At 60.7% G+C, this 25,099-nt stretch carries 25 protein-coding genes; 5 read left to right on the forward strand and 20 right to left on the reverse strand.

Features of this window, described 5'->3' with window-relative positions:
- Nucleotides 1-21 precede the first annotated feature (21 nt).
- The 16 genes from lepB to D3878_RS07240 all read right to left on the reverse strand — a co-directional run bounded on the left by lepB (nucleotide 22) and on the right by D3878_RS07240 (nucleotide 14,069).
- Nucleotides 22-933 (reverse strand): signal peptidase I, encoded by a 912-nt coding sequence (gene lepB, locus D3878_RS07165; protein WP_119784838.1) that lies wholly within the window; start codon nucleotides 931-933, stop codon nucleotides 22-24.
- Nucleotides 930-2,723 carry a translation elongation factor 4 gene (lepA, locus tag D3878_RS07170; protein WP_119784839.1) on the reverse strand — a complete coding sequence of 598 codons (1,794 nt, stop codon included), beginning with the start codon at nucleotides 2,721-2,723 and terminating at the stop codon, nucleotides 930-932. Before lepA ends, lepB begins: the two co-directional genes overlap by 4 nt.
- Nucleotides 2,724-2,844: 121 nt before the next feature.
- Nucleotides 2,845-3,111, reverse strand: a complete 267-nt coding sequence (locus tag D3878_RS07175) for a glutaredoxin family protein (protein WP_119784840.1) — start codon at nucleotides 3,109-3,111, stop codon at nucleotides 2,845-2,847.
- Nucleotides 3,112-3,195: 84 nt separating this feature from the next.
- On the reverse strand, nucleotides 3,196-4,674 hold the full coding sequence (locus tag D3878_RS07180; RefSeq protein WP_119784841.1) for a DegQ family serine endoprotease: 1,479 nt from the start codon (nucleotides 4,672-4,674) through the stop codon (nucleotides 3,196-3,198).
- Nucleotides 4,675-4,681: 7 nt separating this feature from the next.
- Nucleotides 4,682-5,707, reverse strand: coding sequence for a MucB/RseB C-terminal domain-containing protein (locus D3878_RS07185; RefSeq protein WP_338016802.1), 1,026 nt, complete (start codon nucleotides 5,705-5,707; stop codon nucleotides 4,682-4,684).
- Nucleotides 5,704-6,363, reverse strand: coding sequence for a sigma-E factor negative regulatory protein (locus D3878_RS07190; RefSeq protein ID WP_119784842.1), 660 nt, complete (start codon nucleotides 6,361-6,363; stop codon nucleotides 5,704-5,706). The genes D3878_RS07185 and D3878_RS07190 overlap by 4 nt, the downstream gene beginning before the upstream one ends.
- A gap of 50 nt (nucleotides 6,364-6,413) precedes the next feature.
- A complete protein-coding gene (gene rpoE / locus D3878_RS07195; protein ID WP_119784843.1) occupies nucleotides 6,414-7,016 on the reverse strand; it encodes an RNA polymerase sigma factor RpoE in 603 nt (200 codons plus the stop codon).
- 95 nt (nucleotides 7,017-7,111) lie between these two features.
- Nucleotides 7,112-7,609 carry a protein YgfX gene (locus D3878_RS07200; RefSeq protein WP_119784844.1) on the reverse strand — a complete coding sequence of 166 codons (498 nt, stop codon included), beginning with the start codon at nucleotides 7,607-7,609 and terminating at the stop codon, nucleotides 7,112-7,114.
- Nucleotides 7,610-7,664: 55 nt separating this feature from the next.
- Nucleotides 7,665-8,915 (reverse strand): beta-ketoacyl-ACP synthase II, encoded by a 1,251-nt coding sequence (fabF, locus tag D3878_RS07205; protein WP_119784845.1) that lies wholly within the window; start codon nucleotides 8,913-8,915, stop codon nucleotides 7,665-7,667.
- A gap of 29 nt (nucleotides 8,916-8,944) precedes the next feature.
- A complete protein-coding gene (acpP, locus tag D3878_RS07210) occupies nucleotides 8,945-9,184 on the reverse strand; it encodes an acyl carrier protein (RefSeq protein WP_009664389.1) in 240 nt (79 codons plus the stop codon).
- 123 nt (nucleotides 9,185-9,307) lie between these two features.
- Nucleotides 9,308-10,069: a 3-oxoacyl-ACP reductase FabG gene (gene fabG / locus D3878_RS07215; RefSeq protein WP_199688106.1), complete on the reverse strand. Its 762-nt coding sequence runs from the start codon at nucleotides 10,067-10,069 to the stop codon at nucleotides 9,308-9,310.
- Nucleotides 10,066-10,998 carry an ACP S-malonyltransferase gene (gene fabD, locus D3878_RS07220; RefSeq protein ID WP_119784846.1) on the reverse strand — a complete coding sequence of 311 codons (933 nt, stop codon included), beginning with the start codon at nucleotides 10,996-10,998 and terminating at the stop codon, nucleotides 10,066-10,068. The genes fabG and fabD overlap by 4 nt, the downstream gene beginning before the upstream one ends.
- A 77-nt stretch (nucleotides 10,999-11,075) precedes the next feature.
- Complete coding sequence (locus tag D3878_RS07225; RefSeq protein WP_119784847.1) at nucleotides 11,076-12,062, reverse strand: beta-ketoacyl-ACP synthase III; 987 nt, start codon at nucleotides 12,060-12,062, stop codon at nucleotides 11,076-11,078.
- 8 nt (nucleotides 12,063-12,070) lie between these two features.
- Nucleotides 12,071-13,147 (reverse strand): phosphate acyltransferase PlsX, encoded by a 1,077-nt coding sequence (plsX, locus tag D3878_RS07230; RefSeq protein ID WP_119784848.1) that lies wholly within the window; start codon nucleotides 13,145-13,147, stop codon nucleotides 12,071-12,073.
- A gap of 137 nt (nucleotides 13,148-13,284) precedes the next feature.
- Nucleotides 13,285-13,467 (reverse strand): 50S ribosomal protein L32, encoded by a 183-nt coding sequence (rpmF, locus tag D3878_RS07235; protein WP_119784849.1) that lies wholly within the window; start codon nucleotides 13,465-13,467, stop codon nucleotides 13,285-13,287.
- Nucleotides 13,468-13,568: 101 nt separating this feature from the next.
- Entirely contained in the window at nucleotides 13,569-14,069 is a 501-nt protein-coding gene (locus D3878_RS07240) for a YceD family protein (RefSeq protein WP_119784850.1), read from the reverse strand.
- A gap of 129 nt (nucleotides 14,070-14,198) precedes the next feature.
- On the opposite strand from D3878_RS07240, the gene D3878_RS07245 reads away from it, so the two are divergent.
- The gene (locus D3878_RS07245) at nucleotides 14,199-14,822 is read left to right on the forward strand and encodes a Maf-like protein (RefSeq protein ID WP_233556264.1); all 624 of its coding nucleotides are present in this window, start codon (nucleotides 14,199-14,201) and stop codon (nucleotides 14,820-14,822) included.
- A 2-nt stretch (nucleotides 14,823-14,824) separates the two neighbouring features.
- Nucleotides 14,825-15,577: an SAM-dependent methyltransferase gene (locus D3878_RS07250; RefSeq protein WP_119784852.1), complete on the forward strand. Its 753-nt coding sequence runs from the start codon at nucleotides 14,825-14,827 to the stop codon at nucleotides 15,575-15,577.
- Nucleotides 15,578-15,582: 5 nt separating this feature from the next.
- On the opposite strand, the gene D3878_RS07255 is transcribed toward D3878_RS07250, so the two are convergent.
- The 4 genes from D3878_RS07255 to rluC are packed head-to-tail and all read right to left on the reverse strand — an operon-like array spanning nucleotide 15,583 to nucleotide 18,720.
- The gene (locus D3878_RS07255) at nucleotides 15,583-16,593 is read right to left on the reverse strand and encodes a S49 family peptidase (RefSeq protein WP_119784853.1); all 1,011 of its coding nucleotides are present in this window, start codon (nucleotides 16,591-16,593) and stop codon (nucleotides 15,583-15,585) included.
- 19 nt (nucleotides 16,594-16,612) lie between these two features.
- Nucleotides 16,613-16,981 carry a Rieske (2Fe-2S) protein gene (locus D3878_RS07260; RefSeq protein WP_119784854.1) on the reverse strand — a complete coding sequence of 123 codons (369 nt, stop codon included), beginning with the start codon at nucleotides 16,979-16,981 and terminating at the stop codon, nucleotides 16,613-16,615.
- 5 nt (nucleotides 16,982-16,986) lie between these two features.
- A complete protein-coding gene (locus D3878_RS07265) occupies nucleotides 16,987-17,646 on the reverse strand; it encodes an HAD-IIIA family hydrolase (RefSeq protein WP_119784855.1) in 660 nt (219 codons plus the stop codon).
- Nucleotides 17,647-17,652: 6 nt separating this feature from the next.
- Complete coding sequence (gene rluC, locus D3878_RS07270; protein ID WP_119784856.1) at nucleotides 17,653-18,720, reverse strand: 23S rRNA pseudouridine(955/2504/2580) synthase RluC; 1,068 nt, start codon at nucleotides 18,718-18,720, stop codon at nucleotides 17,653-17,655.
- Nucleotides 18,721-19,414: 694 nt separating this feature from the next.
- On the opposite strand from rluC, the gene D3878_RS07275 reads away from it, so the two are divergent.
- The 3 genes from D3878_RS07275 (at nucleotide 19,415) to moaA (ending at nucleotide 25,073) form a co-directional block, all read left to right on the forward strand.
- Nucleotides 19,415-22,456: an Rne/Rng family ribonuclease gene (locus tag D3878_RS07275; protein WP_119784857.1), complete on the forward strand. Its 3,042-nt coding sequence runs from the start codon at nucleotides 19,415-19,417 to the stop codon at nucleotides 22,454-22,456.
- Nucleotides 22,457-22,556: 100 nt separating this feature from the next.
- Nucleotides 22,557-23,906, forward strand: coding sequence for a chromate efflux transporter (gene chrA / locus D3878_RS07280; protein ID WP_119787755.1), 1,350 nt, complete (start codon nucleotides 22,557-22,559; stop codon nucleotides 23,904-23,906).
- Between the two features lie 51 nt (nucleotides 23,907-23,957).
- On the forward strand, nucleotides 23,958-25,073 hold the full coding sequence (gene moaA, locus D3878_RS07285; protein WP_119784858.1) for a GTP 3',8-cyclase MoaA: 1,116 nt from the start codon (nucleotides 23,958-23,960) through the stop codon (nucleotides 25,071-25,073).
- The last annotated feature ends 26 nt before the right edge of the window (nucleotides 25,074-25,099 follow it).

Genomic DNA, 25,099 nt, shown 5'->3' on the forward strand with positions numbered 1-25,099 from the left:
CCCCCTTGGTTGATTACTGGATTACTGGAAACTACCAATCCGCTTCAGATTTCCAAAATTCATCCACACGAAAAACGCCTTGCCGACGATATTCTGGTCCGGCACGAAGCCCCAGTAACGACTATCGAGGCTATTGTCGCGATTATCGCCCATCATGAAGTAGCTGCCCGGCGGCACGGTACAGGCAAAATCGCCGGCATTAAAGCTGCACAATTCATGTCCCGGAAAATTACGTTCATTCGAAGCGAAGGCTGGCGCGCCCTCGTCGTTCAGAATCCGGTGCGCGACACCATTCAGGTTTTCCGTCAATTGCTGCGAATAACTCAAACGGCCTTCATCCAGGTAATCCGCCAGCTGCGCGTAAGGAAGCGCTTTACCATTGACAGTTAACCGTTTGTTTTTATACGCTATTTTATCACCCGGCACACCCACCACACGCTTGATGTAATCCAGCGACAGATCTTCCGGATATTTAAAGACCATCACATCGCCGCGTTTCGGGTCATTGACATCGAGAATCTTTTTATTGATCACCGGCAATCTTATGCCATAAGTGTACTTGTTCACCAAAATCAGGTCGCCCACCAGCAAGGTTGGCACCATCGAGCTGGATGGAATCTTGAACGGCTCATACAGGAAGGAGCGCAGCACGAACACCAGGGCGATCACCGGGAAAAAGCTGCCGGAATATTCGATCCAGGTCGGCTGGCGCAAAATGCCCGCTTCCAGCGCGGCGCGCCCGCTGGCATCCGGCTTGATGCCGTCGGCCGCCAGCCTGGCGTTGCGCGCATCGTATTCCGCCAGCGCCACATTCGCGTGCGCGCGGCGTTGCTTTGCCAGGAAAAACACGTCCAGGAACCAGATAACGCCGGTCACCACTGTCAGAACGAACAAGATCAGGGCGAAATTGCCCAAAATTGCCTGCAAACTCATTTTTCATCCACTTGTAAGATTGCCAGGAACGCTTCCTGCGGGATCTCGACCGAACCCACCTGCTTCATGCGCTTTTTACCTGCTTTTTGTTTCTCAAGCAACTTGCGCTTGCGGCTGATATCGCCGCCATAACATTTTGCCAACACATTCTTGCGCAAGGCCTTGACGTTTTCGCGGGAAATGATGTTGGCGCCGATAGCGGCCTGGATCGCCACGTCGAACATCTGGCGCGGGATCAGCTCGCGCATCTTGGCGGCGACTGCGCGGCCGCGATACTGGCTGTTGGAACGGTGCACGATGATCGCCAGCGCATCCACCTTCTCGCTATTGATCAGCATGTCGACCTTGACCACGTCGGCCGGCCGGTATTCCTTGAACTCGTAATCCATCGAGGCATAGCCGCGCGAGGTCGATTTCAGCTTGTCGAAGAAATCGAGCACGATCTCGGCCATCGGGATTTCATAGGTCAGCTTGACCTGCTTGCCGTGGTAGCTCATGTCCAGCTGGACGCCGCGCTTTTGCGTGCACAGGGTAATCACCGAGCCGACATACTCCTGCGGCATGTACAGGTTGACGGTAACGATCGGCTCGCGGATCTCCTCGATCTTGGACGGTTCCGGCATTTTTGACGGATTGTCCACCATCAGGATGGTGCCATCGCGCAGCACCACTTCATAAATCACGGTGGGCGCGGTGGTGATCAAGTCCATGTCGAACTCGCGCTCCAGCCGCTCCTGCACGATTTCCATGTGCAGCAAGCCCAGGAAGCCGCAGCGGAAGCCGAAACCGAGCGCCTGCGAGACTTCCGGCTCGTACTGCAGCGCGGCGTCGTTCAACTTCAGCTTTTCCAGCGAATCGCGCAAGGCATCATACTGGTTGGCCTCGACCGGAAACAGGCCGGCAAACACCTGCGGCTGGACTTCCTTGAAGCCCGGCAGCGGCTCGGCTGCCGGCCTTGCAGCCAGGGTGACCGTATCGCCCACCTTGGCCGCCTTCAATTCCTTGATGCCGGCAATGATGAAACCCACTTGCCCGGCGCTGAGCGACTCGCGCACAACCGACTTGGGCGTGAAGACCCCCACGCTTTCCACCAGGTGCTGGGAATCGGATGCCATCAGCAGGATTTTGTCCTTGGGACGCAAGGTACCATTGATGATACGCACCAGCATGACCACGCCAACGTAATTGTCAAACCAGGAATCGACGATCAGCGCCTGCAACGGGGCCGCAGGATCGCCCTTCGGCGGCGGCACCTTGGCAATCAGCGACTCCAGCACATCCTGCACGCCCAGGCCCGTCTTGGCGGAGCAATGCACCGCGTCGCCGGCTTCGATGCCGATGACTTCCTCGATTTCAGCGATGGCACTGTCCGGGTCGGCGGATGGCAAATCGATCTTGTTCAAGACCGGCACCACTTCCACGCCCAGCTCGATGGCGGTATAGCAATTGGCCACCGTTTGCGCTTCCACCCCCTGCGAGGCATCCACGACCAGCAAGGCGCCTTCGCAAGCCGACAGCGAACGGCTGACTTCGTAGCTGAAGTCGACGTGTCCCGGCGTATCGATTAGGTTCAGGTTATAGACCTGACCATCACGCGCCTTGTAGCTCAGGGCTGCGGTCTGCGCCTTGATGGTGATGCCGCGCTCGCGCTCAAGATCCATCGAATCGAGCACTTGCGCCTCCATCTCGCGGTCGGACAAACCGCCGCAAAGTTGGATGATGCGGTCAGCCAGGGTAGACTTGCCATGATCGATGTGGGCGATGATGGAGAAATTACGGATATTTTTCATAAAAAATAAAAAGCGCTCAAAGCAGGGGAACTTCCCTGGGCGAGCGCCTTATGAGATTTCCTGGAACGGAATATGATGCCATTTTACCGGATTTCAGAGTGAAAATCCGGAAATACTGGGTTCAGTCCACGGGGTCGGCCGCAGCCAGGAAAGCCCGGACCCCGTCGCGGTCGAGGAAATAGTGGCACAGGCGGACTTCCTCCCCCGCGCACCGACCCACCAGCACCGGCACCAGCTCGTCATAAAGTGCGACCAGCGCCGGGTCGGCATCCACATCCTCGATGCGGATCGTGAAGGAAAATTCGGCCTGCAAGGCTTGCAGCGCAGCCAGCATGTCATCGCATAAATGACAGTAGGTGCGCGAATAAAGGATGAATTCGACCGGCATTCCAGACCTGACAGGCGTCCTGCAATACAAAGAAAAAGGCTGCATGCCGGGCGGCCTGCAGCCTCGCATCAAAAGCGCACCGGCTTACTGCGTATTTGGCCGGAGCGGCACGAATTGCGAAGAATCGCCGCGGCGCACCAGCAGCACCGCCATTTTCTTCGGATCGAGCTTGGCGACCAGCGCATTGAACTGGCCGGCGTCCTTGATATCAGTATTATTCAAACGCAGGATCACATCGCCGGGACGCAAGCCGGCACGCGCGCCTGCCCCCTCGGCAGCCTCCACCAGCACACCGGACTCCAGGCTCAGTTCACGCCTTTGCGCTTCCGACAGGTTCGTCACCAACAAGCCCAGTGCATTCGCAACGCGCTCCGGCTTCGACTTGCCGTCATCCTTTTTCGCCACCTTTTCGGATTCCATCTCGGCGATGGTCAATTGCAGTTCGCGGCTGGCGCCCTTGCGCCAGACGGTAATGGCGGCGCGCGCGCCCGGCCTGGTATTGCCCACCAGGCGCGGCAAGTCGCTGGAACGCTCGATGGCGATGCCATTGTATTTGAGGATGATGTCGCCCGTTTCCACGCCGCCCTTCTCAGCTGGAGAACCAGGCTCCACCCGCTGTACCTGGGCGCCGTGCGCCTTCGACAAGCCAAGCGATTCGGCCACATCCTTGGTGACTTCGCCGATCTGCACGCCGATACGCCCGCGTGTGACTTTGCCGCTGGCCTTGAGCTGTTCGACCACGCGCATTGCTTCGTCGATCGGCACGGCAAACGAAATCCCCATGTAACCGCCGGAACGGCTGTAAATCTGTGAATTGATGCCGACCACCTCGCCACGCATGTTGATCAGCGGGCCACCGGAATTGCCCGGATTGACTGCCACGTCGGTCTGGATCAGCTGCAGGTAATCGCCCGTGTCGCGCGCCTTGGTCGAGACGATGCCGGCGGTCACGGTATTGTCCAGGCCGAACGGCGAGCCGATGGCAATCACCCATTCACCCGCGCGCAGCCGGGCCGAGTCGCCAATCGGCAGGCGCGGCAGGTTGCCGCCCTCGATCTTTACCAGCGCCACATCGGTGCGCTTGTCGGCGCCGATCACCTTGGCCTTGTACTCGCGCTTGTCGGTCAGGGTCACGTACACCTCGTCGGCGCCATCGATCACATGGGCATTGGTCATGATGAAACCGTCGACGGAAATAATGAAACCGGAGCCGACGCCGCGCGGCACTTCTTCCTCCTGCTGGGGCTGCTGCTTGCCATTACCGCGCGGCGCCCGCTCGGGCTGGCGCGGCATCGGAATACCGAAAAAACGCCGGAAAAATTCCTGCATTTCCTCGTCGTCCGTCCCTGGCGCACCATTCTGCCCGGAACGCATTTTTGCCGTGGTACGGATATTGACCACCGCCGGACCGGCCTTTTCAACCATTTCGGTAAAGTCAGGCAAGCCTGCAACGGCAGGTGCCGCCATGGCCGGCGCAACGCCCAGCCCGCCGGCAAAGAGGACACTGGCTGCGCCAAGAATGAGCGTTGAGAGAAATTTACGAGCGGGAATTCCAGTATTCATAGAGTCGTTATCTAGTCTTGAATTCGATTGAATTGGCAACCTGCTTGACAGCAACAGCAGGCACTTCACCCACTATGGTAAGCCAAAAATCGCCATGGCGCTTGCCGGCAATATTCATCGCGCCCTGCTGCATAGTCCCTTCGGCACGACTGGCGCCAGCCGGCTCGATGAAAATGGAAATTGCCGCCAACCCATCCGAATACACCAATTGCGCCATCTCGCGCGACTGTGCGGCGTGACCCGGGCGCGCCGAGCCCGCACCATTCGTCACCAGCCGTTTGACTTCGCGAATCTTGCGAAAGCCCGGCGGCATCGCCTGGACGCTCCAACCGGACAAAGTAGCCGTTTCCATGGCAGCACGTTCGATATGCCAGCCTTGGGTATTGCTGATGCTGCTGCGAGTGCGCTTGCGGTCGATCTTGCCAATCTCGATTTGAGTGAAGGAAATCTGTTCAACGATCTCGCCTTTCTCATTGAGCGTCTGGGCGCGCAGCAGCAAGCCGCTCTTTTGCTCGGCCCACAGCCTGTAGCCATAGCGCAAGTTGTCGCGGGGCGTCAGCAGGATCGCCTGGGTCGGGTAGCCGGCCACCCTGCCCGTGCCGCCCTTGCTCAAACGGTAATGGTCACCCAGCCTGGCGGGATTGGCATTCGGCAAGGCCGGGAACACCTCGGGCGTCACCCGCTTTTCAACCAGCAGGGTTTTGCTGTCGGGCACGTAGCAAATGATTTCGTCATTGGTGCGGATGTACTCGCGCGGCTTGCCATCGAGGACTTCCAGCTTTTCATATTCATTCTTGCCGATTTTCACGTGCGTGATGCGGGAAGTCCTGAACTGTTCGCCCTGCTGATAGACGAAGGTGCCGGAATAACTGAGGCGGACGGCGGCGGCCTGGATATTTTTCAGCCAGGCTTGCGCCTCGCGCTTGTCCACCGGGCTATCGGCAGCTTGCGCCTGGACTGAAAATGCGATGAAGGAAGAAAGGACAAAGGCGAAAAACTTTGATAAACCCGGGGTTTGCCGCATAAAGATCATTTACCCGTGTCGTTTGCAAAAGTCGCCGAACGCGCATATTGCGCTGAACTGTAAACCGAAGGAGAAAATCGCTGATGCGCCATCAGGTATTCGTCGATACGGGGATCGCGCAGCACCTCAGCCGGTTGCTGTTCGAGCACGGCCATCGTCGCTTCAACACCGGCTGGCGCGGCAATGACGGCGGGTGCCGCAGCAACGGCGGGCGTCATGGCCGGATTGGTGGCGACCACCACCACCGCAGCATCGGCTGCGCCATCCTTTTTCGCCACCAGCATTTGCGGCGCGGTGACGAACACGGCGGTGGCCACAGCCGCCGCCGCCATGCCCGGCATGGCGAAGCGCTTGAGGCGGCCAACCAGGATGGAAGTGTCACCGGCGGCGACCTGCGGTGCATTGGCGACAATCGGGGCCAGAATCGGGGCCAAAATCGCCGGCTCCGCCTCCAGGCGCGCCGCCACACGGGCGGCAAACCCGTCGCTCAGCGAGAAGGCCATGTCATCCGAACGCAGGACGTCACCGATCTGGTGATAGAGTTCCCAGTCGGCGCGCGCTGCGGGGTCGCGCAACGCAGCCAGCGCGACCTCGAGCTGACTGTCACTGAGTTCATCGTCGGCCAGCGCCGAGATTTGTTCCTGCGTTCTTTCTTTCGTATTCATAAACAGCCCGCGATGCGCGGCCTCACATACAAATTGTAAATATGATTTCCTTACCACCGCTTGTCAATAGCGGTGCCGAGCAAGGGCCTCAGCTTTTCCGCGATGGCTTCCCGCGCCCGAAAAATACGGCTGCGTACCGTGCCAATCGGACATCCCATCGCTTCGGCGATTTCGTCGTAACTCAAACCCTCGATTTCACGCAGCGTGATCGCCATGCGCAACTCTTCCGGCAAGGCATTCATGGCGACGTTCACCGTTTCCGCGATTTGCTTGGTAGCCAGCATCGATTCGGGCGTATTGATATCTCTTAGGTGCTCCCCGTCATCAAAAGTTTCCGCCTCTTCAGCATCGGCATCGGTCGAGGTCGGTGCCCGCCGGCCTTGGGTCACCAGGTAGTTTTTCGCCGTGTTGATACCGATGCGATAGAGCCAGGTATAAAACGCCGAGTCGCCGCGGAACTGAGGCAAGGCGCGGTAAGCCTTGATGAAGGCTTCCTGCACCACGTCTTCCGCTTCCGCCTGGTCACGCACGAGCCGCGACACCAGCCGCATCAGCTTTCTTTGGTATTTGACCACCAGTAGCTCGAACGCCCTCTTGTCACCTCGCTGGACGCGCTCGACTAACAGTTGGTCAATATCGCGTTCTGTCGTCAACACCCAATTCCTTGTCTTTCACAACATGCGCGAATTAACGTTATTGACTAATGGCAACTGAAGAAGTTCAATCGTTACCCGCGACGTTACAAAATTTAATGTTTTGCCTGACCATTGTGCGCGGCTATCCAGTGACATGCAACCGACAGGGCGCGGTATTTTTCCGCGCTCATGCAATCACGCAGGATCAACACATTCCTGACCCTGCGATCATCGGCCTGTAGCCGCAACAACAGCAGATATGGCCAGATGGTCGAGTCCGGCAAGAGCCTGACCACCGCACCGCCGGCATCCTGTTCACGCCCTGCCTGCATTCCCTCGATAGTGCATGCCTCATCTTCTGCCACCGTGATTTCTCCGTAATCGGAAATATCAATACGGAGTGATTTTCCGCGCCAAATTGCCGCGCGGCTTAGCCAAACCGGCACGACCGCCAAAACGAGCGCCAGCGCCGCGCGCACGGCAGGCGGCGCATCGATTGCGGCACCGAATACAAGCAGAACGGCGACGCCGGCCAAGCCTAGGCAAAAGCCGCCCATCAGGACAGCAAGCTGTCGGGACGGCAGGACCACGGTGGATACCGCGATGGACATGGGGGCGAATAAGGAAATCCCGCACGCCCCGAATGGGCAGTGCGGAAAGGGGGAATCAGGCTTTGCTGAAAATCAGCGTACCGTTGGTGCCGCCGAAGCCGAACGAATTCTTGACGGCGATTTCGATCGGCATGGAACGCGCCGCGTTGGCACAGTAATCCAGGTCGCAGGCAGGGTCCTGGTTAAAGATATTCATGGTCGGCGGCGACAGCTGGTTATGCAGCGCCAGCACGGTAAACACCGACTCCAGGCCGCCGGCGCCGCCCAGCAGGTGGCCGGTCATCGACTTGGTGGAATTGACCACGATATTTTTGGCATGATCGCCCAGGGCCCGCTTGATGGCCACCGTTTCGGCCAGATCGCCGAGCGGAGTCGAGGTACCGTGCGCATTGACGTAGCTCACCTGGTCGGCATTGATGCCCGCGTTGCGCATGGCCGCAACCATGCAGCGTCGCGCACCGTCGCCATCTTCGCGCGGTGCGGTCATGTGATAGGCATCGGCGCTCATGCCAAAACCCAGCAATTCCGCATAAATCTTGGCGCCGCGTGCCTTGGCGTGTTCGTATTCTTCCAGCACCATCACGCCGGCGCCCTCGCCCAGAACGAAGCCGTCGCGGTCCTTGTCCCATGGGCGGGATGCGGTAGTGGGGTCGTCATTACGCGAAGACAAGGCGCGTGCTGCAGCAAAGCCACCCAGCCCCAATGGCGAAATGGTGGATTCGGCGCCGCCGGCAATCATGACATCGGCATCGCCATACTCGATCAGGCGCCCTGCTTCACCGATGCAATGCAGGCCGGTGGTGCAGGCAGTCACGATCGCCAGATTCGGTCCCTGCAAACCATACTTGATGGACAGGTGACCGGAGATCATGTTGATGATCGAAGCCGGTACAAAGAAAGGAGAAATGCGGCGCGGACCGCGCTTTTCCAGCTCGGCATGGGTTTCCTCGATCAGCGGCAAGCCGCCAATACCGGAGCCGACGATGACACCAATGCGCTCGGCATTGGCTTCGGTCACCTCCAGGCCGCTATCCTGGAACGCCTGAATGCCTGCCGCCATACCGTAATGGATAAAGGTATCCATCGTGCGGGCTTCCTTGCTCGACAAATATTCGTCGACCTTGAAGCCCTTCACTTCCCCCGCAAACGTGGTGGAATAAGGCGTGGCGTCAAACCGGGTGATGGTGGCGATGCCAGACTTACCTTCGATCAATGCATTCCATGCATCGGTGACGGTATTGCCCACCGGTGAAATGCACCCCAAGCCGGTGACGACCACCCGACGGCGTTGACGCGAGCTGCTCAAGCGTTTCTCCTTGTGATGCGAATAACGGATTAGGCCTTGACGTGAGCCTTGGCGTAATCGATCGCTTGTTGCACGGTGGTGATTTTTTCGGCTTGCTCGTCCGGGATTTCCATTTCGAATTCGTCTTCGAGTGCCATCACCAGCTCCACGGTGTCGAGCGAATCAGCGCCGAGGTCGTCAACAAACGAGGACTCGATCTTGATGTCAGCTTCGGCGACGCCCAGTTGCTCAGCGACGATTTTCTTAACGCGTTGTTCGATATCGGACATGTTATGGCTCCAGAGAGTGTTTACAGAAAGTGCGCGCATTTTATCAGGTTTGCGCTATGAAAAATCACTTTTAGTTATTTTCTCGATCAATCAAGAAAATCGGCTAAAAGTGCTAAAAACTCATTAACTCATGTACATGCCACCATTGACATGTAGCGTTGTTCCAGTGATGTATCCCGCTTGCGGCGAAGCAAGGAAGCCCACTGCCGCAGCAATGTCCTCCGGCGTGCCCAGACGGCCCAGCGGAATTTGCTGCTGCAAGGAGGCAATTTGCTGTTCGCTCAGCGCCTTGGTCATATCGGTATCGATGAAACCCGGCGCGATGCAATTGACGGTAATGTTGCGGCTACCGATTTCGCGCGCCAGCGCACGACTCATGCCCGCCACGCCCGCCTTGGCGGCCGCGTAATTCATTTGGCCGGGATTGCCGGCCGATCCGACCACCGAGGTAATATTGATGATGCGGCCATGCTTGGCTTTCATCATGCCACGCAGCACGGCGCGCGACAGCCGGCCCACCGCAGTCAGGTTGGTGGAAATAACAACATCCCACTCCTCATCCTTCATACGCATGGCCAACTGGTCTTGCGTAATGCCGGCATTATTGACCAGGATGGTGACGGCGCCATATTCCTTCTGGATTTGCTCGATCAGGGCATTGCTGGCGGCGGCGTCAGTGACGTTCAGGACAGCGCCCTTGCCGGCTTCCGGGCCAATTTCCGCCAAATAAGCCGAAATCGCCGTGGCGCCCGCTTCTGACGTCGCCGTGCCGATCACTTTTGCGCCATGACGTGCCAGTTCGCGCGCGATTGCCTGGCCGATGCCACGCGAGGCGCCGGTCACCAGCGCGACTTGATTGCCGAGATTCAGGTTTTGTGCAGTCACTTCGAGAGCTCCAATACTTTTTCCAGCGTCGCCTGGTCAAACATCGCTTCGCCAATCAAATCGCCATTGATACGCTTGGTCAAACCTGCCAGCACCTTGCCGGGCCCGCATTCAACGAGATGGGTAACGCCCTCGGCCGCCATTTTTTGCACCGTTTCCACCCAGCGCACCGGACTCGCCGCTTGCCGCACCAGCGCATCCTTGATGGCGGCCGGGTCATTAATGATGGCAACATCAACGTTATTAATCAACGGAATTTGAGGTGAAGCAAAATTCACGCCGGCCATGTACTCGCGCAAGCGGTCCGAAGCCGGTTTCAGCAGCGACGAATGGAAAGGCGCCGACACCGGCAACGGCAAGGCGCGCTTGGCGCCCTTGTCCTTGGCGATCTGGCAAGCGCGCTCGACCGCTTCCTTGTGGCCGGCGATCACTACTTGCGCCGGCGCATTGAAATTGACCGGCTCGACCACCTGCCCCTGCGCCGCTTCGGTGCATGCTGCGCGCACCTCATCGTCGGACAAGCCGAGGATCGCCGCCATGCCGCCCTGGCCGACTGGCACCGCTTCCTGCATCGCCTGCGCGCGGAAGCGCACCAGCGGCACTGCATCCTTGAAGGCGATCACACCGGCAGCCACCAGCGCCGAATATTCACCCAGGCTATGTCCAGCCACCAATGCCGGCGCCGGACCACCGGCTGCCAGCCAGGCGCGGTAAGTCGCCACCGCCGCAGTCAGCATCACCGGCTGGGTATTGGTCGTCAGATCCAGGTCTTCCTTCGGCCCCTCGGCAATCAGCTTGCCGAGATCAAACTGCAAGGCATCGGATGCCTCGGCAATGGTCTGCGCCACCACCGCATTGCCGGCAAAGCCATTCAGCATGCCGACCGCTTGCGAGCCCTGGCCAGGAAATACAAAAGCGAATTTACTCATAATCAATATGGGGTCAGAGTCGTTTTAATCAGTTGGGGACAGAGTACCGCTGCGCTTAACTCTTTCCCCAAGTGTTGTTACATTTTTGCCAGCACCGCGCCCCAGGTGAAGCCACCGCCGACGCCTTCCATCATGACGTTGTGCCCGGGCTTGATGCGGCCGTCGCGTACCGCCTGGTCGAGCGCCAGCGGAATCGATGCCGCCGAGGTATTGCCGTGCTGATCCACCGTCACTACCATTTTTTCCAGCGGCAAGTGCAATTTCCTGGCAGTGCTTTGCATGATGCGGATGTTGGCCTGGTGCGGCACCAGCCAGTCGATTTGCGCGGATTCCATACCGGCGGCCTCCAGCGCTTCGTGAGCGACTTTTTCCAGCACCGACACGGCCAGCTTGAACACTGCCTGGCCATCCATGACCAGGAAGGCGCTGCCTTCCAGCGCGCCGCCACTGGGTTTTCCCGGCACGCACAGGATATCGGCATGGCGGCCATCGGCGTGCAACTTGGTCGCCAGGATGCCAGGCTCGGTCGATGCGCTCAGCACGACGGCGCCGGCGCCATCGCCAAACAGCACGCAAGTGCCGCGGTCGTCGAAATTCAGGATGCGCGAAAACACTTCGGCGCCGATCACCAGCACTTTCTTGTTGGCGCCGGACTTGATGAAATTATCGGCGATCGACACCGCGTAGACGAAGCCGCTGCATACCGCCTGCACGTCGAAAGCGGCGCAACCATTGGTAATGCCAAGCTTGCGCTGCACTACGCAAGCGGTACTGGGAAAGCCGCCGAGAAAATCCGGCGTCGAGGTTGCCAGGATGATCAGGTCGATGTCGTCCGGCTGCAGGCCGGCCGCATCCAGCGCGCGCTTCGCGGCTTCCATCGCGAGGTCGCTGGATTGCACGCCGGCCTCGGCGAAATGGCGCGCCGAAATGCCGCTGCGCGAAACGATCCATTCGTCTGAAGTCTCAATGCCTTTTTCCGCCAGTTGCGCAGCCAGGTCGTGGTTGGTCACGCGCCGGGGCGGCAAATAGCTGCCGGTGCCGATAATTTTGCTGTACAGGCTCATGTGCTCTCTTATTGGATGGGTGCGGAAATTGCGCTGGGCACGCCGGCGGCCGGCGCCTCGACTTGCGGCATCAATTCGGCGATGCTGGCGGAGATACGCGACAGCACATCGTTCTTCGCCGCGTCGTAGGCGCGCCGGATCGCCCATTCATAGGCGTAGGCATCGGCACCGCCATGGCTCTTGAATACCAGCCCGCGCAAGCCCAGCAGGCTCGCGCCATTGTAGCGCGACGGATTCATGCGTTTGGAAATCGACTTCAGGGCACCACGCGCAATCAGTGCGCCCAGCATGTTAAGCGGATTGCTCTTGAATTCGGCGGTCAGGACCACCTTGAAAAAACGGCCCAGGCCTTCGGATGCCTTCAGCACGACATTGCCGACGAAACCGTCGCACACCACGATATCAGTGGTGCCCTTGAAGATGTCGTTGCCCTCGACGTTGCCGTAGAAATTCAGCACGCCCTTTTCATGGTCGGCACGCAAGAGCTTCGCAGTCTGCTTGACCACTTCATTGCCCTTGATGTCTTCCTCGCCGATATTCAGCAAGCCGACAGTCGGCATGGAGCGGCCTTCGCTGCTCGCCACCAGCGCCGAACCCATCAGGGCGAACTGGTGCAAGTGCTGCGGCTCGCAATCGACATTGGCGCCGAGGTCGAGCATATACGTGGGCTTGTCTTTCTGGTTGGGAATCAGGGTACAGATCGCGGGGCGGTCGACACCGGGGATGGTTTTCAGGACGTAGCGGGAAATCGCCATCAGCGCACCGGTATTGCCGGCCGAAACGCAGGCTTGTGCGCGGCCATCCTTGACCATGGTGATCGCCACCCGCATCGAAGAATCCTTCTTGCGGCGCAGGGCAACCTCGAGCGGATCATCCATGGTAACGACTTCTTCGGCGTGCACGATCGACAGGCGCGGGTGAGCCGCCGCCCGGTGCTTTTTCAGCTCGGCGCGGATCGCCTCTTCCCGGCCCACAAGGATCAACTCGGCATCCGGCTCGCGATTGACAAATGAAATGGCTGCGGCAACGGTGACCGCCGAGCCATGGTCTCCGCCCATGCAGTCGATGGATATTTTAATTGTCATTGCTTTGATTCTGACGCCACACATGGAATGGCGCAGATGGAACGCGACTCAAAATGATGCGGCTGCGACTTGAAACACAAAAAACGGCGCCGGGCATATTGCGCGTCACGCCGTTCACATCCCGCAACAACGATGAATTACTCGTCGTTCTTGGTCTTCAGGACCTTGCGGCCACGATAGTAGCCGTTCGGGCTGATGTGGTGACGCATGTGGGTTTCGCCGGTGGTCGGCTCGACTGCCAGTTGCGGCGCAGTCAGATGGTCGTGCGAACGGTGCATGCCGCGCTTGGACGGGGATTTTTTATTTTGCTGAACAGCCATGATTACTCCTAAACCTAAGATTCCAAAATTTTAACACAACCCAAACGCAAACTCACCCAATCCAGCTTGCGGGGAGCCCGCATATTCTCTTGCCTTGCAACCTAGCGCTTCCAATCCTTCAGGGCGCCGAAAGGCGATGGTGCCTTGCTGCCCCCCACTGGAGACGCCTGCTGCGACGGCTCCGGACAAACATCGTGCCGAGGCGACACCGGCAGCGCCAGCAGCGCCTCGTCCTCGACCAGATCGGTGACACCGAACTGCCGCGAACCCGCAATCACTTCAAGCGATTCGTCATCCAGCGACGCCTCCAGCTCGTCTGCAGCTACCTCATCCTGCGCCAGCACCAGCACCGATTCGACATCGATGGCGAACTCGTAGGGCGTCAGGCAGCGCTGGCACATCAACTGCACCGCACCGGTCACCGTCACGGTCAACTGAGGATATCCCAGCGTATGCTTGCCGCCGGTAAGTGTCCAGCGGATCACGCCGGATGGTACCGCCAGTTCCGCAACCAGCCTGGGGAAATCGGCGACGGCAAATTCGCCCGTGCGCGACTCTCCAAGACGGCAAAACTCAAATGCATCGATCAGAATGGCTTCCATGCGCCTGACTAGTCCGGAAAACCTGCGATAATAACAGGCTTTTCCTTTATTCGTCAAAGCCTTAGCGTGGATTTCGGCTTTGACTGCATGCCTTTATTGGCAGAACACCCGGGCAATATGACAAACCCAGTGACAAACTCACCACAAACCGTACCCCTGCCACGCCTGATCCTGGGCTCCAGCTCCCGCTATCGCCAGGAATTGCTGGCGCGCCTTGGCCTGCCTTTCGAAGTATGCAAGCCCGATGTCGACGAAGCCCCGCACGACGGCGAAACACCTGAAGCGACCGCCCTGCGCCTGGCAGTCGACAAGGCGCAAGCGGTGGCCAGGCAAAATCCCGGCTGCCTGGTGATCGGCTCGGACCAGGTCGCCACCCTGGATGGCGCGCAGATCGGCAAACCAGGCTCCCATGAAAACGCCCTGCGGCAATTGCAAACCATGCGCGGTCGGCGGGTCGTGTTCCACACCGCCCTGTGCCTGTGGGACGGCCGCGCAACGGACGAGCAGAAAGCCGCCCAACTGGAATGCGTCCCCACTTTCGTTACCTTCCGTGACTTGCCGGATGCCGAACTGGACGCCTACCTGCGCATCGAGCAACCCTACGATTGCGCCGGCAGCGCCAAGAACGAAGGCCTGGGCATCGCCCTGCTGGAAAAGATCGAGAGCAGCGATCCGACCGCGCTGACCGGCCTGCCGCTGATCACCCTGACCACCATGCTGCGCCGCGCCGGCGTGCTTTTTTTCCGTAACTGACCATGGCAGGCACCCTTTACCTGATTCCCAACACGCTGGGCCCCTGCGAAGCGGGCACCGCCGATCCATTGGCATCGCTGATCCCGACCGAGGTGCAGGCCCTCACCGCCCGGCTGGATTGCTTCATCGCCGAAAACGCCAAGACCACGCGCGCCTTTCTCAAGCTGATCGCCGTCCAGCACCCCCTGGCGAAGCCGCTGCAGGAAATCGAGATCGCCGAGTTGAACATCAACACCGCCGAAGCCGCGCTGCCGCAGCTGCTGCAGCCATTACTGGCGGGGCGCGACGTCGGACTGATTTCGGAGGCGGGGGTGCCGGCAGTGGCCGACCCCGGCGCCAACCTGGTGCGGCTGGCGCACGCCCAGGGCGTACGCGTGCGTCCGCTGGTGGGCCCCTCTTCGCTACTGTTGTCGGTAATGGCCAGCGGCCTGAACGGCCAGAGCTTCGCCTTCAACGGTTACCTGCCGATCGAAGCCGGCCAGCGCGCAAAACAGATCAAGCTGCTGGAAGATCGCTCGCGCAAGGAAAGGCAGACCCAGCTCTTCATCGAGACGCCCTACCGCAATGGCGCCCTGCTGGAAACGCTGGCATCCACCTGCCAGCCAAACACGCTGGTCTGCGTGGCTACCGACCTGAGCCTGGCGAGCGAATCGATTGCAACCCGCACCGCCGGCGCCTGGAAGAAGCAGCTTGCCGCCGGCAAGGCGCCGGACTTGCACAAGCGGCCGACGGTGTTCCTGTTGCTGGGGGAGTAAGCCCCTCAGCGCAGGCTGGGCCTGACGCCGCCCCACAGCGACTGCCAGGCACCGGCGCCGACCGCGGCGCCGAATTTCTTCAGGACGCGCTCGGACAAGCCTTCATGCTCGGTATAGTCGACGATATCCTCGACCTTCAATTCGTCCCGCGCAACGGTATCGACCGTGCCGAAACCATCGGCCAGGCCCAGCTCAACCGCCTTGCTGCCGCTCCAGAACAAACCCGAAAAGGTTTCCGGAGTTTCCTTCAGGCGCTTGCCACGGCCGGCCCGTACCACCTCGATGAATTGCTGGTGGATTTCTTCCAGCATATCCTTGGCATAGACTTGCTGGGCATCGTTTTGCGGGCTGAAGGGGTCGAGAAACCCCTTGTTGCTGCCGGCGGTCAGCAGGCGACGTTCGACGCCGAGCTTGTCCATCAGGCCGGTAAAGCCGAAGCCGTCCATCAATACCCCGATGGAACCGACGATACTGGCCTTGTTGACGAAAATCTTGCTGGCCGCAGCGGCGATGTAATAGCCGCCGGACGCGCACATTTCATCCACCACCACGTATAGCGGTTTTTTCGGATACTCGGCGCGCAGGCGGGTGATTTCGTCATTGATCATGCCGGCCTGCACAGGGCTGCCACCGGGACTGTTGATGCGCAGGATCACGCCGACCGAACCGGCGTCGGCAAAGGCGCGGTTCAGCGCCGGGATGACCGAATCGGCATCGCCGCTGCCGCCGCCGCCGGTAATCGCGCCATCGATCTCGATCAGGGCGGTGTGCGGCCCGGACACTTCGGCCGTGGCCGTGCCCAGGTCGAGCGCGCGCCACAGCACGACGGCGACGACGGCCAGGAAAGCCAGCTTGAAAAATATGCCCCAGCGGCGCCGCGCGCGCTGCTCGCGCAAGGTGGCGAAGGCCAGTTTTTCCAGCACCTCGCGCTCCCAGCCTTCCTTGCGACCGGCCAATGCAGGCTCGCTGGCGGCGCCAAGCGGCGCCCGCCCAGTATCAATATCATTATTATCCATACCCATTCCCGTCATTGAATCACGCCCTTGCAGGCGTGAGGAAATCGTCCGTTTGCCAAAACACCATATCATCCTTTTCCACCACCGCAATCGGGCGCAAGCGCCCGCCGCGACACGGGCCGCCGGCGCATCGGCCGGACTCCGGCAAATACATGGCGCCGTGGGTAGAACACATCAGGTACAAACCGCTGGAATCGAAAAATTCCCCTTCATTCCAGTCCAGCTCGATCGGCACATGGGCACAGCGGTTCAGGTAGCCGCGCGCCACGCCATCGTAGCGCACCACGAAACCGCTGGCATCCTCGCCGCCGGCAGTCAGCGGAAAGCGGATGCCCCTGCCGCGCTCGGCCAGGGCATCCGCCGCGCAAATCGGGATCAGATCAGCCATGCCGGCTAGCCATTCTCACTCAGCCAGGCATGCAGCGCCGGCACCGAATCGGCCGCATACACAGGCGCCAGCGCCTGCAGTTCATGCGGCGGATGGGCGCCGTAATGCACCGCGATGCCAGCGGCGCCGGCATTGCGCGCCATCTGCAAATCATGCGTGGTATCGCCGATCATCACGGTGCGCGCCATGTCCTGCCCCAGTTCGCGCGTCAGTTCATGCAGCATTGCCGGATGCGGCTTGGAAAAAGTCTCGTCGGCGCAGCGGGTCGCATCGAAAAACGACAGCAGCTCGGCCGCATGCATCGCGCGAGTCAGGCCGACCCGGCTCTTGCCGGTTGCGACTGCGAGGAAATAGCCTTGCTGCGACAAGTCCTGCAACATCTCGCGCACGCCCGCGAACAGGGTCAGCTCGTGGTCCTGGCTCAGGTAATGGTAGCGGTAGCGCTCCACCATGCGCGGATAATCCGGCGGCTGCAGGCCTGGCGCTGCCATTTGCAGAGCTTCCTGCAGCCCCAGGCCGATCACGTGCGCGGCCATCTCGCGTGCCGGCACCGGCAGGCCGAGGTCGCGCGCCGACGCCTGGATGCACTTGACGATGGCCGCCGTGCTGTCCATCAGGGTGCCGTCCCAGTCGAAGACGATCAAATCAAACTGTTTTCTTGCCATGATTGCCTAGCGCGTTGCCGCCTGTCCTTTGGTTGCTGCCCTGTTCGCCATCACATCGTCCGCCACCGCCGAAGACGAGTGCTCGAGGCTTTTCAGAAAATTCGCGCATTCCGGCGGCAAGGGCGCATTCAAGCGCACTTCCTTGCCGCTGCCCGGATGGGTAAATGTAATCTGGTGCGCGTGCAGAAACATGCGCTTCAAGGCCTTGCGCCCGCCCTCGGCCTTTTGCAAGGCCCGATTCAGGGCGAAGTCGCCATACTTGTCGTCGCCAGCGATGGGAAAGCCGCTCGCCGCCAGGTGCACCCGGATCTGGTGCGTGCGACCCGTCTTCAGCTCCGCTTCCAGCAATGCATATGGACCATATTTTCGCAAAAGCTGGAACACCGTGTGCGACGCCTGGCCATCGGCCTGCACCCGCACCCGCCGCTCGCCTTCGGAGGTGGTGTATTTATGCAATGCCAACTTGACATGCTGTCGTTGATTTTGCCAGTCGCCATGCACCAGCGTCAGGTAACGCTTGTCGAACGCCCCTTCGCGGATTTGCTCATGCAAATTGGTCAAGGCCGAGCGTTTCTTGGCCAATAACAAGATTCCGGAAGTTTCGCGGTCGAGCCGATGCACCAGTTCCAGGAACTTGGCATCCGGCCGCGATGCCCGCAATTGCTCGATGACGCCGTAACTCACCCCCGAGCCGCCATGGACGGCGACCCCGGCCGGCTTGTCAATCACCAGCATGCAATCGTCTTCCAGCAGGATGGTGAATTCACATCCCGGCACGGTCTGTGTCGATTTCTCAGCCAGGCGCAATGGCGGAATGCGGACCACGTCGTTCTCTTGCAGCCGGTAAGTCTGGTCGATGCGCCCCTTGTTGACGCGCACCTCACCCGAGCGCAAAACCCGGTAGATATGGCTTTTTGGCACACCCTTGCAGACCCTTATCAGGAAATTATCGATGCGCTGGCCAGCCTCTTCGGCGGAAATCGTGACAAGTTGAACTTGCGGCAAGACTTGCGACGGCTGGGCAAGCGCGTGGTTTTTCGCACTTTCCCTTGAATATTTCGCTAAGTCCTTCATTTTGAATATATAATTGTTTCGCAATGGGCATAACCCAGAGCAAGTGTGAGAATAAAAAGAGCATTCTACACAGAGGTGTGTCCATCAGCCTCGCTGAATTGCAAATTAGATGGAAAAGCAGTGTATGCACATCGCTGCGCGAGTCGGGGTTGCACCACTTTGCGATCAGACAGCGCGCACCGATGCTGGATATGAATGCCCGGATAGATTAGATAATGCCGGCGAGCCCATTCTCAAAGGCGGGCTCGCTGGTTGGTAGTGTTGCAGCCAGTTTGCCATTTGCAAACCGGTGCCTTGCCTGGCAGTCAGGTTGCCTGGCCCGTGGTGCCAGTATTTCGATACGTTCACCTCCGGCCCGACCACGCCCGGCAATGCGCGCAACCCACTGCGCCCTGTTGCGACCGCGCTCGAATGTTTGCGCTGCCGCACGCCAAGGCAATTCTCTCCCACGGGCGTTCCGTCCGCGCGTACATCCCTGTACTACTTATTGCTGCATGTTAGCGGTTTGCGTCGTCATTAAAGAAATATAAAGGCTCGTCATGGAGCCGTCGACTGCCTCTGGCACCGGAGCCAGCGCCCTGCGCTGCACGTGCCGGCAGCTCGCACGGACAATGACCGCGCCCTGGTTTCGACACTTTGGCAACGCCCCTCGCCTGCAGCATTGAAATGACCTTCGGGTCCGGAGCACAACAACATGAAACGGATGTTATTCAACGCCACGCAGCAGGAAGAACTGCGCGTAGCCATCGTCGATGGGCAAAAGCTGATCGACATCGATATCGAAGCCGCAGGCCGCGAACAGCGCAAATCGAATATCTACAAGGGGGTCATCACCCGCATCGAACCTTCGCTGGAAGCCTGCTTCGTCAATTACGGCGAAGACCGCCACGGCTTTTTGCCCTTCAAGGAAGTGGCGCGCACCTACTTCAAGGAAGGCGTCGACGTCCGTAACGCCTCGATCAAGGAAGCCCTGCGCGAAGGCCAGGAAATCATGGTCCAGGTCGAAAAGGAAGAACGCGGCAACAAGGGCGCAGCCCTGACCTCGTTCATTTCCCTGGCCGGCCGCTACCTGGTACTGATGCCGAACAACCCGCGCGGCGGCGGCGTTTCGCGCCGTGTCGAAGGCGAAGACCGCCAGGAACTGCGCGAAACCATGGACAAGCTCGACCTGCCGAACGGCATGTCGGTGATTGCCCGTACCGCCGGCATCGGCCGCAACGTCGAAGAACTGCAGTGGGACCTGAATTACCTGATGCAACTGTGGCGCGCCATTGAAGGCGCCGGCACGTCGGCACCAGGCGCCTTCCTGATTTACCAGGAATCCTCGCTGGTGATTCGCGCCATCCGCGACTACTTCCAGCCGGACATCGGCGAAATCCTGATCGACACCGACGATATCTACGAGCAGGCGCACCAGTTCATGTCGCACGTGATGCCAGACATGGTGCACCGCGTCAAGCGCTACCGCGACGACGTGCCGCTGTTCTCGCGCTTCCAGATCGAGCACCAGATCGAAACCGCCTATTCGCGCACCGTGCCGCTGCCTTCCGGTGGCGCCATCGTCATCGACCATACCGAAGCGCTGGTATCGGTGGACGTCAACTCGGCGCGCGCCACCCGCGGCAGCGACATCGAGACCACTGCATTCAATACCAACCTGGAAGCGGCCGAAGAAGTGGCGCGCCAGTTGCGCCTGCGCGACCTCGGCGGCCTGATCGTGATCGACTTCATCGACATGGAGAATTCCAGGAACCAGCGTGAAGTCGAGACCCGCCTCAAGGATGCGCTGCACTTCGATCGCGCGCGCGTCCAGATGGGCAAGATTTCCCGCTTCGGCCTGATGGAATTGTCGCGCCAGCGCCTGCGTCCGTCGCTGTCCGAAGGCAGCCACGTGACCTGCCCGCGCTGTAACGGCACCGGCCACATCCGCGATACCGAATCGTCCGCCCTGCAAGTCCTGCGCATCATCCAGGAAGAAGCGATGAAGGAAAACTCGGCGGCGATCCACGTCCAGGCGCCGGTCGATGTGGCCGCCTTCCTGCTGAACGAAAAACGCGGCGAGATCCTGAAGATCGAAACCCGTCATCGCGTCACCGTCATCCTGATCCCCAACAAGCATCTGGAAACGCCGCACTACAAGATGGAACGGATCAAGCTCGACGATCCGCGCCTGGAAGAAGTGCAGGCCAGCTACGCCATGGCCGAGGAAGCCGATACGGATATCGGCTACAGCAAGCGCCAGAAGGAAGAAGCCAAGCCGCGCCAGGAAGCCATGGTCAAGGGCATCACCCCGGCGCAGCCGGCGCCCATCGTCGAGCGCAAGCCGATCGAGGCAGCCGCACCCGTGGCCCAGCCGGCAATCCTGTCAGGCGAACCTGGTTTCCTCGGCAAGCTGTTCGGCTTTTTCTTCAAGAAGCCGGAACCGGTGGCTGCCGCCGCCGCGCCGATCGAAGCCAAGCCGGAGCAGGCGCGCGAGCGCAACAATGAACGCGGCGCACGCAACCAGCGCGGCCGTGGACGCACCGGTCGCGGTCCGCGCGAAGAACGCGAAGGCGGGCGCGGCGAACAACGCCAGGAAGGCGTCGCCAAGCAAGCCGTCAGCGAAGCAGGCGCACCGGCACCCGCCGCACGTCCGCCGCGCCCGCCACGCGAACCCCGTGAGCCACGTGAACCACGCGAAGGCCAGGAAGGCCGTCGCGAACGCGGCGACCGTGCGGAGCGTACTGAACGCACTGAAGGCGCGGAACGCGCTGAACGCGGCGAGCGGCCAGAACGTGGTGAGCGCCCGGAGCGCGGCGAACGCCAGCAGCGCGGACGCCAGGAGCGCAAGGAAGCCCCGGTCAAGGTCGAAGAGCCTCTGGTGGAAGTCGCCGCACTGCCGCTGGCAGCCGCGGCACCTGTCGCCGAGGAAACCGTTCCGGTGACTGCAGTCGTGGAACAAGTCGAAGCACAACTGGAAGGCGGCGCACCTGAAGTCGAAGGCGGCGAGCAGAGCGAAGAGCAGCGCCGTCGTCGTCGCCGTCGTGGTGGCCGCAACCGCAACCGCCGCGAACGCGAAGGTGGCGAGGGACTGGAAGGCGAAAATGCTGGCGAAGCCGGCGAAGCTGAAGGCGCGGAACAGGCTGAGGCAACGGTTGCTGCAGCTGCAGCACCAGCAACCGAAGCTGCAGCCGTAGCCGAAGCTGCACCCGCAGCCGAAGCCGCGCCGGTGACTGAAGCCGCGGAACCAGCCGCGCCGGCAGCGCAAGTTGCCGCCCCGGTGGCCGAGCAGGCGGCAGAGCCTGCCATCGCGTCGATCGAACCGGTGGCAACCGTCCCGGTGCAAACCGTGTCGCAGCAGATTACGCTGCCACTGGAAACTGCCGCTACTGGAACCGTGGAAGCGCCTGCCATAGTCCCGGTCGCCATCGTGCCAGTTACACCGGCACCTGCCCCGCAAGCACCTGCCGCACTGGCACCGGCAGCACTGGCACCGGCAGCACCTGCACCTGCACCTGCAGCAGCAAAGCCAGTCGCGCTCCAGCAGGGTAGCGCCCCGGCGCCGCTGCAGCTGGACGACTTGCGCGAGGTCCTCAGCGCCGCCGGCCTGACCCTGGCCAGCACTGACCCGGACAAGCTGCGCGCCGCCCAGGAAGCGACCGCAAAGATCGTCCCGCCGGTACGCCTGCCGCGCGAGCGCAAGCCGCTGCCGCCGCTGTCGACCGAGCCGCTGGTCCAGGTGGAGACGCGCAACTGATCGCCGTCGGCAAAAAATGAAAGAGGAGCTCCGGCTCCTCTTTTTTTATCCCCAATCGGCTATGATGCGCCTGACCAACTTCTCCAGTTACAGACCAGGCATGACCATCCCCGCACCACCTGGCACCGTCTCCCTGTCGCAAGCCTTCCGCTTCTGGCTCAAGCTCGGCTTCATCAGTTTCGGCGGCCCGGCGGGACAGATCGCCATGATGCACGCCGAACTGGTTGAAAAGCGGCGCTGGATCTCGGAACAGCGCTTTCTGCATGCCCTGAACTATTGCATGCTGCTGCCTGGCCCGGAAGCCACCCAGCTGGCCGTCTACATTGGCTGGCTGATGCACAGGATGCGCGGCGGCATCATCGCCGGCGTGCTGTTCGTGCTGCCCTCGCTGCTGATCCTGATCGCGCTGTCGTGGATTTACCTTGCGTTCGGACATGTCGGCCTGGTGGCCGGCATCCTCTACGGCATCAAGCCGGCGGTCGTAGCCATTGTGCTGGCCGCCGCCTGGCGCATCGGCTCACGCACCCTCAAAAACGGCTGGTTGATTGCCATCGCAACGACTGCATTCTTGTCAATTTCCCTCCTGCACCTGCCTTTCCCCTTCATCGTCCTGGCGGCGGCACTGCTGGGATTGCTTGGCGGACGCATTGCCCCCGCCATATTCAAGATCGGTGGCGGCCATCCCGCATCCCGCAGCCACGCCAGATTCGGACCGGCGCTGATCGATGACGATACGCCGACACCGGCACATGCGCTTTTTTCCTGGGGCAAGCTGATTGGCCTGACGGTCTTCGGCATCGCGCTGGGCGCCGCTGTCTGGGGGGTGCTGGCGGCAATCTTCGGCGTCGCCACGCCAATGACGCAGATGGGCTGGTTCTTCACCAAGGCAGCAATGCTGACCTTTGGCGGCGCCTACGCGGTGCTGCCCTATGTCTACCAGGGTGGCGTCGAAACCTACCAGTGGCTGAGCGCCGCGCAAATGATCGACGGCCTGGCGCTGGGCGAAACCACGCCGGGTCCGCTGATCATGATTGTCGCCTTCGTCGGCTTTGTCGGCGGCTGGACCAAGGCGATCTTCGGCCCGGACAGCCTGCTGATTGCCGGCACGCTGGGCGCCTGTGTGGCGACGTTCTTCACATTTTTACCGTCCTTCATTTTCATCCTGGCCGGCGGACCGCTGGTGGAATCGACGCGCGACAATATCCGCCTGACGGCACCGTTGACCGCGATCTCGGCCGCGGTGGTCGGCGTCATCGTCAGCCTGGCGGTTTTTTTCGCCGAACACGTGTTCCGGCTGTCCTTGACGCTGGCGCAATGGGATTTTGCCGCCATCGCCATCGCGGCGGCCGCTTGCATCGCCTTGTTCCGTTTCAAGATCGGCACCATCAAATTGCTGCTGGCCTGTGCGATCGCCGGGCTCGTGGTATCTTATTTCCCTTGGCAATCCTGATGCGAAAAAACGCCGGCTTTTATCCAGGCCTGCTTTCGGTAATTCAACAACATGGCTGAAAAATTCATTCCGGTCGCCGATCTCAGGCATCGCCCCTCGATACCATTGATTCCTGAGCAACGGCAGGCACCGAGCGGACGCCTCATCGACCGCCTCGATCGGCCCCTGCACGATCTGCGCATTTCGGTAACCGACCGCTGCAATTTCCGCTGCGTGTATTGCATGCCGAAACAGGTATTCGACAAGGATTACCGCTTCCTGCCGCAGACGGACTTGCTGTCCTTCGAGGAAATCACCCGCGTCGCCAGCCTGTTCGTCGCCCACGGCGTCGATAAAATCCGCCTGACCGGCGGGGAGCCGCTACTGCGGAAAAACATCGAGAAACTGATCGCGATGCTGGCCGCCCTGAGAACGCCCGATGGCCGGGAGCTCGATCTGACGCTGACCACCAATGGCTCGCTGCTGGCGAAGAAAGCCCGGGCATTGAAAGATGCCGGCCTGAAGCGCGTGACCGTGTCGCTCGATTCCCTCGACGACACTACTTTCCGGCGCATGAACGACGTCGATTTTGCGGTGGCCGACGTGCTGGAAGGAATTACAGCTGCCCTGCGGGTCGGATTGGGGCCGGTCAAGATCAACATGGTGGTCAAGGGCGGCATGAACGATGCCGAAATCGTGCCGATGGCGCGCCACTTCCACGGCAGCGGCGCGATCCTGCGCTTTATCGAATACATGGATGTCGGCGCCAGCAATGGCTGGAAGATGGATGAAGTGATACCGTCCGCCGAAGTCATCCAGCGCATCGACGCCGCGCTGCCGCTGCAGGCGATTTCGGCGAATTATGCCGCCGAGACGGCGGCGCGCTGGCGCTACGCCGATGGCGGCGGCGAGATCGGCGTCATCTCCAGCGTGACGCAAGCCTTTTGCCACGATTGCACGCGCGCGCGCCTGTCCACCGAAGGCAAGCTCTACACTTGCCTGTTCGCCAGCACCGGACACGACCTGCGCGCACTGCTGCGCAGCGGCCACAGCGAAGCAGGAATCTCCGCGGCGATCGCCCATCTGTGGCAGCAGCGTACCGACCGTTATTCGGAGCTGCGCGCCAGCCCGACTGCGCAGTCGACTGACGCACAGCGGAAAATCGAAATGTCCTACATCGGCGGCTAAAAAATGGAAAATGCGGCCTGGCCGGC

It is taken from the genome of Noviherbaspirillum sedimenti (assembly GCF_003590835.1).
Lineage (GTDB): Bacteria > Pseudomonadota > Gammaproteobacteria > Burkholderiales > Burkholderiaceae_D > Paucimonas > Paucimonas sedimenti.

Excerpts from the sequence above, each read along its gene's own strand:
- lepB (WP_119784838.1), bottom strand. The coding sequence starts at position 933 with ATGAGTTTGCAGGCAATTTTGGGCAATTTCGCCCTGATCTTGTTCGTT.
- lepA (WP_119784839.1), bottom strand. The coding sequence starts at position 2,723 with ATGAAAAATATCCGTAATTTCTCCATCATCGCCCACATCGATCATGGC.
- D3878_RS07175 (WP_119784840.1), bottom strand. The coding sequence starts at position 3,111 with ATGCCGGTCGAATTCATCCTTTATTCGCGCACCTACTGTCATTTATGC.
- D3878_RS07180 (WP_119784841.1), bottom strand. The coding sequence starts at position 4,674 with ATGAATACTGGAATTCCCGCTCGTAAATTTCTCTCAACGCTCATTCTT.
- D3878_RS07185 (WP_338016802.1), bottom strand. The coding sequence starts at position 5,707 with ATGATCTTTATGCGGCAAACCCCGGGTTTATCAAAGTTTTTCGCCTTT.
- D3878_RS07190 (WP_119784842.1), bottom strand. The coding sequence starts at position 6,363 with ATGAATACGAAAGAAAGAACGCAGGAACAAATCTCGGCGCTGGCCGAC.
- D3878_RS07200 (WP_119784844.1), bottom strand. The coding sequence starts at position 7,609 with ATGTCCATCGCGGTATCCACCGTGGTCCTGCCGTCCCGACAGCTTGCT.
- acpP (WP_009664389.1), bottom strand. The coding sequence starts at position 9,184 with ATGTCCGATATCGAACAACGCGTTAAGAAAATCGTCGCTGAGCAACTG.
- fabD (WP_119784846.1), bottom strand. The coding sequence starts at position 10,998 with ATGAGTAAATTCGCTTTTGTATTTCCTGGCCAGGGCTCGCAAGCGGTC.
- D3878_RS07225 (WP_119784847.1), bottom strand. The coding sequence starts at position 12,062 with ATGAGCCTGTACAGCAAAATTATCGGCACCGGCAGCTATTTGCCGCCC.
- plsX (WP_119784848.1), bottom strand. The coding sequence starts at position 13,147 with ATGACAATTAAAATATCCATCGACTGCATGGGCGGAGACCATGGCTCG.
- rpmF (WP_119784849.1), bottom strand. The coding sequence starts at position 13,467 with ATGGCTGTTCAGCAAAATAAAAAATCCCCGTCCAAGCGCGGCATGCAC.
- D3878_RS07240 (WP_119784850.1), bottom strand. The coding sequence starts at position 14,069 with ATGGAAGCCATTCTGATCGATGCATTTGAGTTTTGCCGTCTTGGAGAG.
- D3878_RS07250 (WP_119784852.1), top strand. The coding sequence starts at position 14,825 with ATGGCAGGCACCCTTTACCTGATTCCCAACACGCTGGGCCCCTGCGAA.
- D3878_RS07255 (WP_119784853.1), bottom strand. The coding sequence starts at position 16,593 with ATGGATAATAATGATATTGATACTGGGCGGGCGCCGCTTGGCGCCGCC.
- D3878_RS07260 (WP_119784854.1), bottom strand. The coding sequence starts at position 16,981 with ATGGCTGATCTGATCCCGATTTGCGCGGCGGATGCCCTGGCCGAGCGC.
- D3878_RS07265 (WP_119784855.1), bottom strand. The coding sequence starts at position 17,646 with ATGGCAAGAAAACAGTTTGATTTGATCGTCTTCGACTGGGACGGCACC.
- rluC (WP_119784856.1), bottom strand. The coding sequence starts at position 18,720 with ATGAAGGACTTAGCGAAATATTCAAGGGAAAGTGCGAAAAACCACGCG.
- D3878_RS07275 (WP_119784857.1), top strand. The coding sequence starts at position 19,415 with ATGAAACGGATGTTATTCAACGCCACGCAGCAGGAAGAACTGCGCGTA.
- chrA (WP_119787755.1), top strand. The coding sequence starts at position 22,557 with ATGACCATCCCCGCACCACCTGGCACCGTCTCCCTGTCGCAAGCCTTC.
- moaA (WP_119784858.1), top strand. The coding sequence starts at position 23,958 with ATGGCTGAAAAATTCATTCCGGTCGCCGATCTCAGGCATCGCCCCTCG.